This window comes from Morganella sp. GD04133 (genome assembly GCF_029835375.1).
In the GTDB taxonomy this organism is placed as follows: Bacteria; Pseudomonadota; Gammaproteobacteria; order Enterobacterales; family Enterobacteriaceae; genus Morganella; species Morganella morganii_B.
Genome location: NZ_JAODZS010000044.1, coordinates 1 through 17,799, shown reverse-complemented (window position 1 = coordinate 17,799; position 17,799 = coordinate 1). Strand labels below are relative to the sequence as shown.

The following is a 17,799-nucleotide window of genomic DNA, read 5'->3' as shown; positions in this document are numbered from 1 at the left end:
TTAGATATAGGATTCAGCTCTGATAGGACGGTTTTCCGTGAATTGATTAAATATAGACATCTTTCTGATGTGTTCAGGACGACAGAGTATATTGAAAATATATACTCAGGTGTTATCGATGTTTGTGGTAATGATGACTATTACTATCAACAGTATGCTATATTTAAAATGCGGGGTAGTTCACCAAATTATATTATGGCGGAAGAGTTATTAAATAAAGCAGAGAATTACGGTCCACACAATTTGACAATTCAACACTCACGTGCAGAACTTGAATTGGCAAGAGCCAAACACTCGAAAGGCTTAGAAAGAGAGAGGCTTCTTAATAAGGCGGATAAATTATCACAAAGTATTCAAAATGGCACATCTCATGGTTTGGATACCAGATGTAAAATTGCATTGCAACGCCTTGAAGATTCCATTTCGACAGGATGTAAGTATCCCGGAAAAAAGACCCATTCACTTTCAGAGATCTTCATCCATACTGATATGTATTCTGAGGAGATCGCTATGCGCAAAGCCCGATTTACTGAACATCAGATTATCGCCGTTCTGAAATCCGTCGAAGCCGGACGGACAGTCAAAGATGTCTGCCGTGAAGCCGGTATATCCGAAGCCGGTATATCCGAAGCCAGCTACTATAACTGGAAAGCCAAATACGGCGGAATGGAAGCGTCTGATATTAAAAAATTAAAAGATCTTGAAGAGGAAAACCGGCGTTTAAAACAGATGTTTGCTGACCTGAGTCTTGAGTGCCGGGCTCTGAAGGATGTTATCGAAAAAAAGCTTTAAAAACAGCGGTAAAGCGGGAGCTTGTCAGCTATCTTATCGAACAGTATTCGATGAGCATCCGTCACGCCTGCCGGGCCTTATCGCTGAGCAGAACGGTGTATTTTTACAAACCGGATACCCGGCGGGATGAACCGGTGATACAGGCGCTGACAGAGGCGGCAGAACGTTATCCCCGTTACGGGTTTAAAAAGCTGTTTCAGATCCTGCGCAGGCAGGGCAACGGGTGGAATCATAAGCGCGTTCACCGGATCTATTGTCTGCTGAAGCTGAACTTTCGCCGTAAAGGCAAACAACGTCTGCCTGTGCGTAATCCGGCACCACTGGCAACGCCGGAGGCACTGAATCAGAGCTGGTCGGTTGATTTTATGCATGATGCGTTAATCTGCGGCAGGCGTTTCCGGACGTTCAATACATTTGGCCCCCTTTTTACCGTCCATCAAAATATGTATTTGGTGATTTTTATCGGGACTGCTTCCTTGGTCTTATGCTAACTTTTCCAACTTTTAATGTGCTTGTTTATTTATCACTAGACCAAACAATTCACTACCAAACAGAATATGAATTTTTCTCACCAGGACCACCACGTATTAAATCTGGTCGATGTGAATATGGTATACGGTTAAAAGAAATCTATACGGGGCAGTGGGTTTCATTTTGCATTAGTAATCCAAAATCGAAAACCAAGGAAAACACAGGTATGGTATGGGTTACAACAAAAATGGGCTCTATCGGTGCATACATTGTTGATTATAAGTTTTTCCATCCTGGCACTAAGAATCTATCCCAAAAGAGATTATCGTATGGTAATTTCCCTATTTTTAACGGTGGATTACCATTAAACGAATCAGAAAACTGATACCAGAAAAATACTAAAACCATGGTCAGTTTTAGTTGACTACTACATTGGATAAACCAACGATAAATGGTTGAACGGTGAACTGAAATCCCCCGTTCAGCCAGATAATCCTATCCGCTCTGTGGGTCACTTTGTTGCATTTTGTTCGGGAATGGATCCCTTACTTGTTTAATTTTCGGTAATTATCACAACCAATTTGACTACCATTATCGCAAGCTAAAGCATAATAATGCTTAGCTTTTGATTTATCTTCTTTAACACCTTGGCTTTTATCATACATAAACCCTAAATTATTTTGAGCTTTAGCATCACCTTACTCAGCTGCTTTTGTATACCACTCAAAGGCTTTAACGTCGTCTTGCTGAACGCCTTCTCCATTATCATACATCAAGCCTAAATTAAATTGAGCTTTAGCATCACCTTGCTCAGCCGCTTTTGTATACCACTCAAAGGCTTTAAAGTCGTCTTGCTGAACGCCTTCTCCATTGTAATACATCAAGCCTAAATTATTTTGAGCTTTAGCATCACCTTGCTCTGCCGCTTTTAACGTTGAATTAAAATCTGCCAATGTTGAAAATGAAATAGTGAGTAATAGAGCCAATACAAATTTATTAAATATTTTTTTAATCATGTTTTTTCTCCTGTTTGTTTATTTTTTAAGTGCTTGGCCTGCCTGCTTGATGACGTAATCATCTTTGAACATAAGCACACCTTTGGCATGAACATCGCGGCAAAGCCGCTCTATTTCCAGTAAACTCCCTTCTCGTCTTTTATACTTTGCTCTATGCACATTTCCAGACCTGCTAAACTGCTATTTCAATACGATGATGGATGAAACCACTCCATTGATAACAATCATGTCGATAAATAGCAGCAATAATTGGCCCTTGCTCAATCAACTCCTTAGTGTATTGTCCTCCTGCCAGTTTTTACACTGAGATGATAGGATACCATCGTGTTTTATCCCGCTGAAGGCGGGCACCGTTTCTGAACAAAGTAAATAAACATCTAAGTTCACCCTGATAAATAAAAAGAGTTATCAGGGATTGTAATTGAATTTGACCTTTGCTGCCACCAGTGAGTATTGTCGTAGTTTAATAAATTTGGGTTTGTCGTAAATAATCGCCAAGGCTAATTTTTGTCCAGCAGTGATAGATTTTTCATTCAAAAACGGTCTTGTTATTCAATGAAGGATATGTCAATACTTAAGTCATCTTTATTTAACTTCCGGTAAAATGCAAGCAAAAACCTTCATAAATCTGCGGCTTATAACATTCAGGTTAATTTACGTCTGAAATAAAAAATAACCAGGCAACAAGATACCATGATACCAGATAAATATAAAAAAATACAAGATGCGTCATATATATTGTTAAGGTAAAGGCATAATGAAAACGACAGCATTATTAACGCAGTAAAAAGATATTTCTTTACGCTGTCAATAATAACAAAAAAAACAGCCAAAAAAAATGATGTAACCACTGACATAGAGAATAGAAGCAATACAGATACGAACTCCCAGCTATTAAAATAACCTGTCGACCCATGTTGAGGAAAGTAAATAATAGCGGCAGCAAGGGTGACTATTAGCGCTGAAAAATTAAATGTAAAAAAAACAAACGAATCTCTTTTAATAAATGAAATATCCTTGGAAATAATTAATCTTATTAAAGTCTCAAAAGTACCAGCAAAGAATAAGCTCACAATGAAAAAAACCATGAAAATAACTGCTGAAAAGAGCACATCACGTGAATTATACAAATAAACAATCGAACTATATAACCCAATTGATAATCCAATTGCGATTGATATAAAAAAGTATCGGTATATAGGTTTTTTTTGACTACTATTTACCTTGTTTAAATTGCATTTTTTATTCATATAAGATCTCTTATATTAAATGGTTAAGTTAGCCAGGTTTGTTGCAAATAATAAATTAGTGTGTTTTTTGTTCATGCCTCATTAGGGAGGGGATTACCGAACGAACTATTGATGCTCCTCCGCAAATAAAATCTGTATTGGTTGATGGTTAACGAAGCTAGCATTTTTAGCAGAAAATGGCCGGATGTTACCCCGGCCATTATTTGCAACAAACCCATTAAAATCCGAACAGAGCGGCCTGATATATTCACTTATAACTAAGGTTTCATATTTATTGTTGGCCAAGTGCCTGTACGCTTTCAACCAGATCGGCTAATTGAGCGACAACGCGATCACCAACATCGGCATTGTCACCTCCGAGTGCTTTATTTCGCATAAAATCATGCTTAATTTTCTGCCAACGTGCGGCTTCTTGCTCGGTTAACATTCCGCGAATTTCTGCAAGTTTTAATAAGTTTTCTTCTGCGCCAGTCGTGAGTAGCTGCGCTTCTCCAAGATAGTGATCGTCTAATAAGCGTTCCAGTTCTTCATCATTCATCACTGAAGAAACTTTTTCACTTAATTTATTCATATTACGATAACTGCCTTGCAGGCGGAATGCCGGCTCGGTGCGATATTTATCTGATTGCGCGGCACTGGCAATATAGTGTTGGTTAACTTTTAATACCACATCACGCAGTGTGAGCAAGCGGCTAATAACCGCAACAATTTCACTGAGTTCAGCATCTGAGTATGGATAGCTTAAGGTGTTAGTTGAAACTGATTTACCTATTGCTTTATCAACCAGTATATAAAGGTCATTGAGATCACGCAATGCAAGCGGAGCGAGTACCGGGTTAGACGTTAGGCTATTTTCGATATAACTTAATTCAAAGGCTTCATTCATACCGCCTAACACTTCCCCTAAGTTATAAATATCCGCTCGGTTAGCTAACATATCAGGAATGCGGAATACTTCACCTGATTCGGTATATGGGTTGCCTGCCATGACCACACAAAACTTTTTACCACGCATATCGTAAGTTTTGGTTTGTCCTTTCCAAACACCTTCTATGCGTCTTGTTCCATCACACAGCGAAATAAATTTCTGTAAAAATTCAGGATGGGTATGTTGAATATCATCGACATACAACATGACATTGTTACCCATCTCTAAGGCTAAATTGAGTTTTTCGAGCTCCTGCCTTGCTGTTGCATTAGGTGCTTGTTCTGGATCCAGAGACAGCACATCATGACCTAATGCCGGGCCATTGATCTTCATAAAAATCAAGCCTAAGCGATCGGCAATATACTCCATTAATGTTGTCTTACCATAGCCTGGCGGGGAAATCATGAGTAGCAGCCCCATCAAATCGGTACGTTTACCTTCGCCTAATGCACCGATTTGTTTTGCCATATTGTCGCCAATGATTGGCAAGTAAACATCGTTAATCAATTTGTTACGCACAAAAGAGCTGAGTGGCCGAGCTTTGAATTCATGAAGTTTTAAACGACGCCGTTCTTCTGTCACTATGCGCTGACGTAATGACTGATATTCGCGAAATGCAGGAATAAATTGTTTGCGCTGGCGGCGCATGCGGCTGAAATAGTTATCTAAACTCAGTGAGAGCGTTTGATTTTCTATTGTTGGGTGCTCACCTAACAGGCCATTTACTTTGAAATAAAGGTCAGCTTCGCTGTAACGAGAGGAAGCCGCTTTATCTAAAATAATGATCGCGATGGCACCTGGAATATATGGCATCAAATGAGCAAATTCAGTCATAGAGCACAGCCCCTGTAACCAATTTTTGATTAATGCCCAGCGTTGTGCGTAACGGCCTGCAAGGTTTTGCTGTGAACGATTAAAATCGATCCACATATGTGCATCTTCTAATCTGCTCTGGAGTGCAGAAACAAGATCGCGCGCATATTTGCTGTAGACAAGGTCGATGGGAGTGCGTGCCAGGGCAAAGCTAAGGTATTCAGCGGCTTGAGTTTGTTGATAGCTTTCACAAACTATTGGGTGCTCTTGCAAGAAGAGGCTGATATCCGCCTCGATTTCAGCTTGCAAATCAAGTAAGGCATCGTCATTGTGGAACAGTTGCTGAATATTCATTATGGTTCGGGCACGCTCAGGCCATAAAGCAGGGTACTCCTTCGTTTGTGCCTGTTCCCAGAAAATCGCAGCAATTGCCCGTGCTGTAGGGTTATAACGCAGTAAATCTGCGCTTTCACCAACAGGTATCAGCTTTTTCAAAATGGCGATGGCGTCGTGATCATGGATCCCTTTCTCATAGCCTTCTTTATAGCGGGGAGCCGCAAAATCGCGAACTATTTTATCCAGCTTATCAGGGACTGATAGCGCAGATTTAAGTATATTATAGTCAAGGCCATCTTGGTGTTTACTTGCGGCATAGATGATTGAGTAAGCAAGGTACTCTGCGCGGTAAACACTATCTGACTCAGACTCTAACGTGGCTGACCAGTAAGGTTGTAAATCTGCCAATTGCGGGTTGTCGATAGGCTCCCGGAAGTCAGTACCCGTTAGATACAACCATAACTGGTTTTCTTTTGGTAGAATGGTTAGGTCAGGTTCCTGGGTATTCACGCTAAAGCGATGGCGGGGCCCCAGTTTAATCACATTACCGCCATCTTCAAAGATATCTGTTTTATCGCGTAATGTTCGGATGGCTTGGTCGCGTGCTGCTTTTAGCTTAGCATCGGTGTCATCCGCTTTAACGTTATCATTGATTTCTCTTAATTTTTCAATGATTTCACGGGTTTTGGCCACTAATGGATCTGAGGCAAAAAAAGCATTCAATTCATCTTGTGATTGTAGTCGTAAAGTACGGCGCTGTAAGCTCTCTAATAAACGATCTGCTGCGGTTTGTAAGTTTTGAGAACGGCGCTGGCGATCATCGAGCAATGCCTGTTTATGTGATTCAAAAGTCTCTAATAGCTCTTCGCGCTTGGCTAAGATATCATCGAGAAATTGGTCATGGCTACTGAACTGGCTTTCAAGTTCTTCTAATTGGACTAATAGTCTTGATAGTTGGTCATCACAACGTTCAGGGTCAGTCGAGAGAGATAAAGCATTAGTGATACCTTGGTTGAATAAACGAAATTGAGCACCGAATTGCGCAACAGTTTCGACGCTACTTTGTGATTTACGTTTTTGTTGTAATCGTGCGCGTGACTGATTTAATTGTGCATAAATTTGTGAAATCGCATCGATAATATAAGTCTGTTGCGTGACATCCTCAAATTTCAGTGATGCCATTAAATTCGATAACATGTCTAAATCGTTAGACATGGTTTCCATTCCATTCATAGGAATGTCGAGCTGAGCGCTGTTTTGTGCGCTTTCCATCTGCTCTTCGAAGGTTGCCAGCCGTATTTTAAACGGCTGTAGCGCCTTATCACTGGCAAGAAACGCCGCTGTTGCCTGGGAAACCTGTTGCTGAGTCTGAGTGATTTCCTCTTCCATCTGACCCAGCCTGGTCAGATCCATATAACGGAATTCACGTAAAGAAATCAGGTGACCGCGCTGTATGCTGAGGGCATTCAGCCCATCAACAAATTGCTGAATATCATTCCAACTTTCGGGTAATATCAGTGAAATTAATGATTTTTGATGGCTAATTGCCTCATTCATTGATTTTGCTGATTGTTGGCGAATGCTTTCTACTTTTTCATATTCGTCTAGCACCAGCTCACTGGTTTGAGTGATATCTTTGAGTAATTTACCAATACCTAAACATTGTTCATCATTGAGCCAGTAATAGATATCTAACAGGTTTTTGGGGTGTTGGCTGAGTTGTTCATAGCGAGCAACGGAAACGTGATTGCCTTCAATTTCTTTGGCGATATATAATATTTCAGAGATACCGCGTACTAAGTCAGCATTGCCGATTTTGCCAAAAAATCCACTTCGTGTTGGTTGCTGATCAGCAAATTCTTCAGTATAGAATGGTGTTTGCCACACCTGCATTGAATGAACACGGGTTGCTTCGTCGCTTTCACCTTCAAACAATACCATTTTGCCATCTTCGAGCATGGCATAACCGTGGCCGATCAGTGGAATAGCCAGTTTCCGTTCAATCAGGTTGTAGTTAAATAAGGCGATACGACCCTGGTTTGGTGAATAGAATACATACAGGACATCTTCACCATTCGGTGAACGACGCAGACGACGGAAACGCATGCCATCCATTGGTTGGTCAAAGGTTTTATACTCACCATTTTGCAGATAATAGCCACCGGGGAAAATGATGCCGTGATCTTCGGGCAATTGTACACAAGCCTGGCCAATGGCATCAATGCGTTGAACGGCTTGAGTGAGTGTGTTGTAAACCAAATAGCGCGAACTTTTCTCACGATAAGGTAAGATTTTAAGCAGGATTAAGCACCCTGTTTGCGCGTATTCGATTTGAGCATCATCGAGTGATTGGTTTTTATCCAGTACCGACTCGCGGTATATTCCCTGGCCATCTTCAGTATTGTTTTCACATTTAATGGTGAGATCGCCACTGATAGTTTCAACAAAAACGGTATCTAATATATTGATGTGAGGAAAACGACCATTTACCGTGTCTTCCCGTGTGGTTTTAATCCACTCAAAATCATAAGCAGGAGGGAGGGCAATATCGCGCTCGCCGCGGCTATCAATATAATCTATTTTGCTTTTATCACTGGAAATAGACCAACGAAACACGCGTACATCAGTAATGCGATCACCGATTTGGAAGCTGGCCAGTAGTTTTCCATCACGCTCTACGAGTTGTAATAACTGTGTATTTTTATAATAGGTATATAACTCAGTAAAATCCTGAACGAAGCGTGCGTCACTGAGGAACGTTTCTTCATAAGGCACGGCTTCGACATCGAATTCACCTTGATTATCAATCAGACGATACAAAGAAAATACATCTTCCAGATGTGTCTCCCGCTTTAAACCAAGGAATACATTGTAGCCAAATAACAACCAATCACCGACACGAACAATGTCTCTTGCCTGGCAGTTATTTTCTGTGCGAATACGGATCCGGCCAATAACAGCCATCTGGCTTTGGCCGAACTCTTGCAAACGACTGTCATTGAGTTGAGCGGCTTTTTGATGAAGCTGTTGCCCTTGCTCAGTAAGGCGCTTTCGTAAGATTTCATAAGCTCCACCTTGTGCAACTGCACTATCCAGTATTTCCTGTGCGTGATCCGTATCCTGAATTGACATGTATCGCTGATTTCCTTGGTTATTACAAAAGGTATACCTGATTTCGGTATACCTTAAACGCTTTAATTAAAATAGATCATCGGTTGGTGTTTTGGGTTTTTCTGTAACCACTTTTGTTTGTTGTCCCGCCCCTTTAGCTGCTGTAAACCCATTAATTAAATCCTGAACCTCCGGGTTTTTCAGCAACGATGCGATATCTATTTTCTGATCAGACTTACGGTTCATCAGCTTTTCAATGCTTTCCTTTGCGAAGCTGCTCTTATCCATAAAGCCATCGACCGCTTTACCTAAGCTTAATGCTTTGGAGAAGGTGTTAAAGAAGCTTCCATCACCACCCACAATTTCGATATTGGTTTTGGTTAATGCTGCCGCCAGAACATCGGCTTGCTCACGGGCAATTTCTTTATTGGCATCAATAGAAGCCATAGATTGTTCGAATTCTTTTTCAAGACGCATACGGAATTCTTCATGCGCACGGGCGGTATCACTGAGGTGATCCATTGACTTAAATTTGTCAGTTAAACCATCAGCCTCTGCCTTCAGGCGTTGACGAATAACTTCAGCTTGTGCCGCACCCAATTGACCTTCACCGCGTGCTTGCGCGGCCAGTTTTTCTTCAAGAACTTTGGCATCAGCCAGACCCAGTTTTTCTTTGGCGTTGGCTTGTTGCTCATCACCACGTGCCTGAGCTGATAATTTCTCTTCAAGAATTTTGGCTTCGGCAAGGCCTTGCTGTTGCTCTGCCTGTGCTTTAGCTTCCATTACTTGTGCTTCAGTTAAGCCTTTTTCTTTCAGGCCACGTGCTTCAGCAAGTAATTTTTCAGCGGTAATATTAGCTTGTACTAAGCCTTCTTTTTCTTCGGCTTCTGCGGTTGCCTGGCGTACACGGGCTTCTGCAAGACCTAATGCGGCATGCTCGGCTTCAACCCCTTCTGCTAAACGCTTTTTCGCTTCAGCTTGTTTTGCGGAAGCTTCCAGTTCCGCTTGTGCCATGGTGCTGATTTCTTCAGCTTTATGTTTGGCACTCGCCTCATCAGCTTCGGCTTTTTTCACTTGGCGGACTAAGGATTCTTCAGCTTCTGCTTGTGCATTGATTACAGTCACTTGGCGTAAACGGTCAGCTTCTGAAATTTCGCGAACCTCTTTAATACGCTCTTCTTCCTGAGCAACACTTTTCTCAACAATGACGCGCTCACGGATCACATTGGAAATATTTTTGCGTTCTTCTTCTAACGCTTTTTCTTTTTCAATGCGTTGCAATTCAACTTCTCGCTCACGGGCAACAATTTCGAGGTCGCGAGCACGGTTGACACGTTCTTCTTCAATCGCAACAGCACGAGTACGGTTCTGTTGAGCAACTTCCACTTCGCGCATGCGATTTTCTTCGCGAATTTCAATTTCCTGTTGAGTTTGAATGCGGGCCTGCTCTGATTTGAGACGTTCCTCTTCTTGCACGCGCAGTGTTTCAGCCTGTTCGCGAGAACGGATATTGTCGATTTCACGTTTTTGACGTGCTTCTGCATCTGCTTGTTGACGTTCAAGGGCTAAACTCGCCTCGCGGGTTTCCACATTTTTCTTTTGGATAGCTAACTCTTGGTCACGTTCTTTTTGGTTAGTTTCAATATTGTGGATCGCGGTAATTTCAGTAATTTTACGAATACCTTCAGAGTCGAAAATATTGTTTGGATCAAGAGCTGCTTTAGGCGTTTGCTCTAAATAGTCAATGGCTACGTCTTCCAGTGCATAGCCGTTGAGATCTTTACCGATAACATCCACAATACGGTCACGGAAGTTCTGCCTGTCTTCAAACAGTTTGGCTAATTCAAATTGCTTGCCGACCGTTTTTAGTGCTTCAGAAAATTTAGCACTAAACAGCGAGCTGACTGCCTGGTGGTCAGAAGCACGCTCAACGCCAATCGCTTTAGCGACTTTTAACACGTCTTCAGTGGTTTCATTGACACGGAGGTAGAAGGCAACTGTAATGTCTGCACGCAGGTTGTCTTGGCAGATCAGGCCATCTTTACCACGGCGGTCAACCTCCAGGGTCAAAAGAGAGATACGCATGAACTCTTTTTTATAGATGACGGGGTAAACTAAGGCACCAGTAAAATGTACTTTTGGCTGCGACGACATGTCGTTGACAATAAGCGCAGTTCCTTGCGGGACTTTGATATAGAAGGCTTTGAATAGCCCAAAGAAGCCCAGTATGACTATAATTATGCCCCCAGTAAGGGTTAAAAAGGGCATTAGGTCAGCCAATTCCATATTTTCTCTCCGTGGGTTTAGGTATGTCGTCGTTAATTATTTAAAATTTATAAACTGCGAAATTCTTCTTCGGTCACAACAAGGTAGCTGTGTGATGCAGCGTCATAGCTGATAATAACTACACGGTCACCCCGTTTTAGATTTTCGGTTGCGGCTGTGCGGATCTGTAAAATCAGGCCTGCGCCACCATTTTCTAAAACAGCTTCCCCTTTTTGTTCTGTGACTTCACCTGAACGGACTGTCGCCAGTTTACCCATTAATTGTTGGACACTTTTTTGCGGGCCGGATTTCGCTAATTTATTACGTAGCGGTTTTAAGCACCAGGCGGTTAAGTGGATTGAAATAAATGAAGCTACCAATAGCACGACGAAACCAATAAGGTAACGCAGCAGCGTGGTATCAATAAAACGGATAAACCAATGCACGCTAAAATAGCTGAGTAACCAGCCAGATAAGGTGAATAAAGTCAAAATGATAGTCACAGGGATGCCTGCAAGCCCCAGTTTGGTTAGCCAGCCTGCAAAGCCGGTTGCATCAAAACCTCCGCCATCAACAGAGGTATCTATACTAAATAAATCAATGCCTAACAGACCAGAAGCTGCACAAATCCAATAAAACATCATGATGATAAATAAGCCACTAAAAATCATGACAGGGAAGGACAGGCAGTTTTGCAGAAACAAACTCATAAATTTTCTCTCTATATCTATTTAGAGTTGTAACTTTATGATTACTATTGCCTTTATTTCAATCATAACTGTTTTGATGATTGAAGTATCGGACATAATATTTATTATGTGACTGATTTTTATCAATTATTTTTCATATAGTATCTTACGTTATCAATAACTGATAAGTATCCGACAAACAGTTTTTTATAATGCCATTAATTAATAAAAAAAGATAATTAGTTGTTGTATTAATATGTAATAAAATATTATGCTTAATAAAAAAATGATAGTGCAATATTCTGAAAATAAAAGAAAACTACTGTTTGAAGGGGCTTGATGGTTAGGAGATTGAATAGCTTCTTTTGGGGGCACCTGAGCATGAATTTAACGGCGGATCATCCTTTTGATAATGCAGTTATTCATCAGTTTATATATGAAAATGCCGCCTTTGATGTATTTTTAACCGGAAAACTACTTTTCAGGCGTACTGATCCCATTCAGGTATTCGTAACCATCGTTTTTTCTCCATTCCATTCAGCCTTTCTGACAGCAATTCCGTTGCTGGATACCAGCCTGAGTACCGACAAAACGCAGCCGGTCGCCACACAGGATACATTTGTACGGATCCGTGCCCGGGAAACCTTTCATCAGTGCAGCGAATCCCGGTTTCTCCGGTTTTTCCCGCGCCTGCATCTGCCGGGCTTCATATACCCGAGGCAGCAGCGTTCCCCTTTTGCGGTTGGCCAGAAACCCGGAGTAACGCACCATCTTAAAATGGTGCACCGGAAAATGGCTGATATAGCGCCCGATCATCTCTTCCTGGCTCAGCATCTGACGTTTATGCTTCCCTGTGCGGTGATCGGGATAGTGATGAACCACCGCGCCGCCGCAGTAGTGCCGCAGGCGGGAAGCCGACACCGGCGGGCGTTTCAGGTACCGGCCAGGGTACTTCACGCTGTGCCACGCCCCCGTGTCTTTTTCGCAAAATACACTTTCCAGTACCGGCCATACTGTGCCTGCAGATAACGGCGCCACCGGCGTTCGTCGCAGATGTGGCCCAGCCCCGGCAACATACCGGGCATGATGCGGGCGTAGCTGCTGCGCAGCAGGCGGATAACGGCATTCCACCAGATGAGCTCCACGGCTTTCTTTTTGAAGAAAAGGCTTCGCCAGACGTTATGCTTAACGTCGAGACCGCCCCGCGTGACGGAGACGTGGATATGCGGGTGCTGATTGAGCTGGCGGCCATAGGTGTGCAGGGCACAGAATATGCCGACCTCAATACCCTGTTTACGTGCCCACGTGAGCATGGCGCGGGTGGCGCAGCGGAACAGGTCATTGAGCAGGGGCCAGTTATTGTTAAAGAACGGCCATAGCAGGTGTGGCATGGTAAAAGTGATGTGCTGCCATTCGCAGTCGGGCAGAATGTGCTGCTGCTCAGCAATCCATTGCTCAGTAGACTTCATGCCGCAGGCACTGCAGCCTTTGCTTTCGCAGCTCTGACAGAAATATTTGGTGTGCGTGCAGTGAGCAGACTGACAGCAATAACGGCGTATCCCCATGGCCCCGGTGCCGCAGGCGAGCATGCGCTCAATGACCAACTTGGTCCATTCGGGGATAGTATGACCACGATTGATGAGAAGGCGGTTCCAGCCGTCATCAATCTGAAAGAGAAGCTTTGCGGGTCGGGGAATATACATGCACGGAATTATAGCGGGAGACGGTTGCTGAGGACAGCCATTGACTTACAGTGTCTTAGCTCCGCCGTAGGCGGTTATTGTTCATCTTTTTGGGTCATTAACGTAACTTCAAAATTAAAATGAACACGAATGAAGTTTTATTTTAATTTTACTATAATCAATAGCATCAATAGCATCAATAGCATCAATAGCATCAATAGCATCAATAGCATCAATAGCATCAATAGCATCAATAGCATCAATAGCATCAATAGCATCAATAGTATTATGCTTTCATTTATTAGTTATAAAATGAAATATTGATTCTATCTACATAAATTTTTACGTATTTATTTTCATAAAATGAAGCTTCATATAACAAATCATCTTGGAGTATTACATTGAATATAACAATCTTATTTTCAAGCAGATAACCGCTTAATTCATATGCGAATGTTTCTCCGATTTGTTTTGGTAATATATCCGTGGATAACTCAACTTTTACTTCATTAAAAATTTCGAGTTCAAGCTCAACTAAATAAACTTCATTCAATTTTATAGAACTATTTATATCACAAATAAAACATGTAAGTACAATTTCACCAAGAGAAATTGTTACTTCTTCTTCAACGTCAGGATTTAGTGAGATTACTTTCGCATAACATTTCATATTTTACAATCCATTAATATCTCTAGGAACAAGATTGATAACTTTTTCATCTTTATTTCCATTTAATAGTTTCCAGATCTCTTTACCACTTTTTGTATGTATTGTTGCGATTTGGCCTTCCGGATTGACCCCAACAAATGCTATTTTCGCAAGGCCTTGTTTAGTATTCCCCATATACATTACATATCCAGTACGGTGCTGGTCTAATCGTTTATAGTAGTATTCAGTTTTATGGCCTTTTTCCATAATATCTCGACCTATTTGTAAATACTCAGCCTCTGAAGTCGCTCTAAATTCACCACCATGCTTTTTAAAATGCAAAGGTGGTGTAGTTATACTCCTGACCGTAAATCGAAATTCGTTGCTTTTGCGTCAGTGGGTCGATTTCTTTTTGGTTAGCCCGGCGCTCAATAAACTTCTCCGATTGCACAAAGAAGCCACCACTTCCCATAGCCGGGTCATATACGCGGCCTTCAAACGGTTCAAGCATTTCGACAATAAGCGTAACGATAGACGCAGGAGTATAAAACTGACCACCTTTTTTACCTTCTGCAAGCGCAAACTGTCCCAGGAAATATTCGTAAATATGACCAAGAATATCTTTACTGTTAAGCGAGTTATGATTAAACGGGATAGTGGCTATCAGGTTAATCAGTTCATTCAGTTTAGCCTGATCGATTTTAAGTGATGCGTAGTATTTGTTCAGCACACCTTTTAGCTTTTGGTTATCACGCTCAATCCCTTCCAGTGCATTATCAATAAGGTGGCCGACAGATGTAATTTTCTTCGTCTTACCATCAATGACTAAATCAGCGCCGCCAATGACCATTGGTGCATTATCCTGGAGGAACTTCCAGCGGGATTCAGCAGGCAGCCAGAATACATTTTTCTCTTTGTAATAATCCCGTTGTTCCAGCTCAGCAGCAATTTCTTCCTCAAGTTCTTCGGCAGTATAGCCTTCAGGGTCAAGATAATACTCGTGTTCAGGATTCGCAAAATCACGCTTCAGTTCTTCCCTGCGAAGCATGAAATTATCCGATACATATTTCACGAAAATTAACCCCAGGACGGCGTGTTTGTACTGAGAAGCATCAAGTGATGCTCTGAGCTTATCTGCTGCTGTCCAAAGTTTGGTTTCAAGCTCTTTCAGAAATAGTTGTTCGCTGTTACTCATGACACCTCTAAACACCATAATAACGGATGGTTTTCTATAAAAATCAATGTATCCGATGATACTGCTTATTGGTATAACGGCAAAGTGAAACTGTTCAGTTAAACAGCTCCTACTTAACAAAAATCACTTAATGATGTCCGATATCTGCGATGCGCTGATTAGCTTAATATCTGGTAAGGCTTTATCGTGGTGTGGTAAAGTTCGGTGGTTATTTAACCTAATATATTATAAGGTGAATTATGACTTTTTCTTATTCGGAACGACCATATCAGATCAACGAAACACACCTGCCACCTTTTCCTTCAGAGTGTTTCCCTCCCGTCCTGAAAGATGTCATCGAAACTCTTTACAAAGAAACACAAATACCGAAAGAGCTCATTGGTAATGTAGCGTTAGCTGCGGCTTCTCTTGCATGCCAGTCTCTTATTAACGTCGAATCACCTTATACAAAATTGCCCGAACAATGCTGTCTTTACCTGATGACTGTCGCGGAATCAGGCGAGGGTAAAACAACGATTAACAAACAAATAATGAAACCGTTTTATGATTTCTCATCAGAGATGATTAAGGAGTATGAAGTAAAGCGCACTCAGTACAAACAAGAATATAAAATCTGGAAAGTAAAAAAACAAGCACTGGAAAGTAACCTCAGAAAAGCGATGAGAAATAATTATTCCGGCGAGATGGAAGAGGAAAAAATAAAAGAAATTAATGCAAAAGAGCCCGTTTGCCCACATCACCCCAATTTTATATATGAAGATGCAACATTAAAATCCCTGATGGAAGGCCTTAGTGAGCAATCTGAAGCCTGTATTATATCAGATGAGGCAATAACTTTCTTTAAAGGACAGTTGAAAAACAATCCCAGCTTGCTCAATAAAAGCTGGGATGGCGAAAGCTATGATTTGGTTCGTGCCCATGGAGAAAGATATACGGTAAAACCCTGCCTGACAATTTCATTAATGTCCCAACCTGGTATTTTTGCAGACTATATATCGAACAATCGCTCTACAGCCAGAGAAAGTGGATTTCTGTCACGTTTTTTATTTTCCTGTGTAAATAGCTCTGTTGGCAATCGGAATATTAACTCTAATCAAGATAATGTAAAAAAAAGCCTTGATGCATTCCATAAAAGAATCAACGAACTACTGGAAGAAGTTAAACTCTACATTGTAAATAAAAATACAACAAAGAAAACACTCAGGCTGTCAGATAATGCCATTTCCATCTGGAATGAAAATAATAGAAAAATACAAAATAAAATCACACCAGGTAATGAATGGGAGCATATAAAAGATATTGGAGCAAAGTCAGGCGCTAATATATTGCGTATTTCTGCAATTATGCAAAATGTTCACTCAAGTGACTCGCATTCCATTTATGCTGAAAACATGGAGCACTCATGTAATATCATGAACTGGTATATGATGCAGGCAAGTGAAATATTTCATCCATATTCAGAGCGTTATAAATTTGAAGCGGATGTTGATGAACTTAATCTATGGCTAGAGAATAGATTTATACAAAATAATTTCTTCGCAATACCTCTCAATGATGTAAAACAGTATGGACCCCACAGACTGAGACGAATTGAAAAACTTACTCCAGTCTTGGACCAATTAATAGCCAGAGGTTACATATGTACCGTAAAGTTTACCCAACAAGGAAAAGAATATATATCCCCAAATATTAATGGTGTTTTTATGGGATTATCAGGAATACTTGGATCCGAACCTTGCTATATTATTAAGAACCAAGAAAACACAAGAGGTAAATATAACTAAATATGATTAACCATTAAATAAACCCCCGTAGCTATCAAGTTATTTACTTTATCTGCACTTGGATTTAAAAATAGCTTTTCGATAACATTTCAATTATCGGGCAAAACCATGGGGTCAAAAAACAACCAAACAATCTCGCAAGCATAACGAAACTAGTGATACAGTTGCTACCGGTAGCAACTGTATCATGCAAGGTTACACTGGAATTACATTTATTGGTTATAATTCACACAAATGTACCGATGCCGGACTTAACATTATAGTTACATAATAATAAAGAAATCTTCTTTCCAATATATCAATCAGCATTCGTTTCTTGATTCACTAATACATTTCTTCATCCATACTTCCACTTCACTTTTAAGCCATCTTGAACTGCGGCCAAATTTAATCGGCTTAGGAAACTGACCGTCCTGTATCAGTTTATAAAACCATTTATCTGATAACCCTGTCAGTTGTACAATAAATTTCATATCAATAAACTTGTCTTCAAGTAGTGTATATTCAGTCATGAGAATGATTCCTTATATTAATAAAAACAAGGAGTAATAATTTTAATTACTACTCCCCTCATGACATTCCACTCAGAGTTATTTATTACAGATTTCTTTACTGTATCCAATTGATCGTTCTCTTACATCATAAGTCTTGGTGTATTCCTTAGTTAAATAAAAATAGTAATCCAGCATTATTTTCTTTTTTTCTTCAAGATTATCGTCATATATACTTAAGTTTTCATATTGAAAGAAACAGTAGTGAACAAGCTTTTTTTCATCTGGTAAATGCAAAGCACTATTCCATGCACTATCAATGATGCA

General features: G+C 40.9%; 12 protein-coding genes and 2 pseudogenes. 2 read left to right on the top strand and 12 right to left on the bottom strand.

Annotation, left to right across the window (positions count from 1 at the left end):
* Positions 1 to 510 precede the first annotated feature (510 nt).
* A pseudogene (locus tag N7387_RS18360) lies at positions 511 to 1,202 on the top strand (transposase); the annotation flags it as partial.
* Positions 1,203 to 1,677: 475 nt separating this feature from the next.
* Here N7387_RS18360 and N7387_RS18355 read toward each other — a convergent pair.
* The 10 genes and pseudogenes from N7387_RS18355 to N7387_RS18315 form a co-directional block, all read right to left on the bottom strand.
* Positions 1,678 to 1,758: pseudogene (locus tag N7387_RS18355) on the bottom strand (IS6 family transposase); the annotation flags it as partial.
* A 203-nt stretch (positions 1,759 to 1,961) separates the two neighbouring features.
* The gene (locus tag N7387_RS18350) at positions 1,962 to 2,279 is read right to left on the bottom strand and encodes a tetratricopeptide repeat protein (RefSeq protein ID WP_279800609.1); all 318 of its coding nucleotides are present in this window, start codon (positions 2,277 to 2,279) and stop codon (positions 1,962 to 1,964) included.
* A 1,521-nt stretch (positions 2,280 to 3,800) separates the two neighbouring features.
* The gene (locus tag N7387_RS18345; RefSeq protein ID WP_279800608.1) at positions 3,801 to 8,738 is read right to left on the bottom strand and encodes a DNA repair ATPase; all 4,938 of its coding nucleotides are present in this window, start codon (positions 8,736 to 8,738) and stop codon (positions 3,801 to 3,803) included.
* Positions 8,739 to 8,804: 66 nt separating this feature from the next.
* Positions 8,805 to 11,003: a hypothetical protein gene (locus N7387_RS18340; RefSeq protein ID WP_279800607.1), complete on the bottom strand. Its 2,199-nt coding sequence runs from the start codon at positions 11,001 to 11,003 to the stop codon at positions 8,805 to 8,807.
* Positions 11,004 to 11,050: 47 nt separating this feature from the next.
* The gene (locus N7387_RS18335) at positions 11,051 to 11,692 is read right to left on the bottom strand and encodes an OB-fold-containig protein (RefSeq protein WP_279800606.1); all 642 of its coding nucleotides are present in this window, start codon (positions 11,690 to 11,692) and stop codon (positions 11,051 to 11,053) included.
* A gap of 516 nt (positions 11,693 to 12,208) precedes the next feature.
* On the bottom strand, positions 12,209 to 12,628 hold the full coding sequence (locus N7387_RS21420; protein WP_347815242.1) for a transposase: 420 nt from the start codon (positions 12,626 to 12,628) through the stop codon (positions 12,209 to 12,211).
* On the bottom strand, positions 12,625 to 13,374 hold the full coding sequence (locus N7387_RS21415; RefSeq protein ID WP_347815241.1) for a transposase zinc-binding domain-containing protein: 750 nt from the start codon (positions 13,372 to 13,374) through the stop codon (positions 12,625 to 12,627). The genes N7387_RS21420 and N7387_RS21415 overlap by 4 nt, the downstream gene beginning before the upstream one ends.
* A gap of 280 nt (positions 13,375 to 13,654) precedes the next feature.
* Complete coding sequence (locus tag N7387_RS18325) at positions 13,655 to 14,023, bottom strand: hypothetical protein (protein ID WP_279800605.1); 369 nt, start codon at positions 14,021 to 14,023, stop codon at positions 13,655 to 13,657.
* Positions 14,024 to 14,026: 3 nt separating this feature from the next.
* Positions 14,027 to 14,269: a hypothetical protein gene (locus tag N7387_RS18320; RefSeq protein ID WP_279800604.1), complete on the bottom strand. Its 243-nt coding sequence runs from the start codon at positions 14,267 to 14,269 to the stop codon at positions 14,027 to 14,029.
* Between the two features lie 64 nt (positions 14,270 to 14,333).
* Positions 14,334 to 15,197, bottom strand: coding sequence for a class I SAM-dependent DNA methyltransferase (locus N7387_RS18315; RefSeq protein WP_279800603.1), 864 nt, complete (start codon positions 15,195 to 15,197; stop codon positions 14,334 to 14,336).
* A gap of 239 nt (positions 15,198 to 15,436) precedes the next feature.
* Between N7387_RS18315 and N7387_RS18310 the strand changes: the two genes are divergently transcribed.
* A complete protein-coding gene (locus N7387_RS18310) occupies positions 15,437 to 16,981 on the top strand; it encodes a YfjI family protein (protein WP_279800602.1) in 1,545 nt (514 codons plus the stop codon).
* A gap of 302 nt (positions 16,982 to 17,283) precedes the next feature.
* Here N7387_RS18310 and N7387_RS18305 read toward each other — a convergent pair whose 3' ends face one another.
* Both N7387_RS18305 and N7387_RS18300 read right to left on the bottom strand, forming a co-directional pair.
* Positions 17,284 to 17,493, bottom strand: coding sequence for an AlpA family transcriptional regulator (locus N7387_RS18305; RefSeq protein ID WP_262862429.1), 210 nt, complete (start codon positions 17,491 to 17,493; stop codon positions 17,284 to 17,286).
* A gap of 78 nt (positions 17,494 to 17,571) precedes the next feature.
* On the bottom strand, positions 17,572 to 17,799 hold a 228-nt coding region (locus N7387_RS18300; RefSeq protein WP_279800601.1), incomplete at its 5' end, for an inovirus-type Gp2 protein.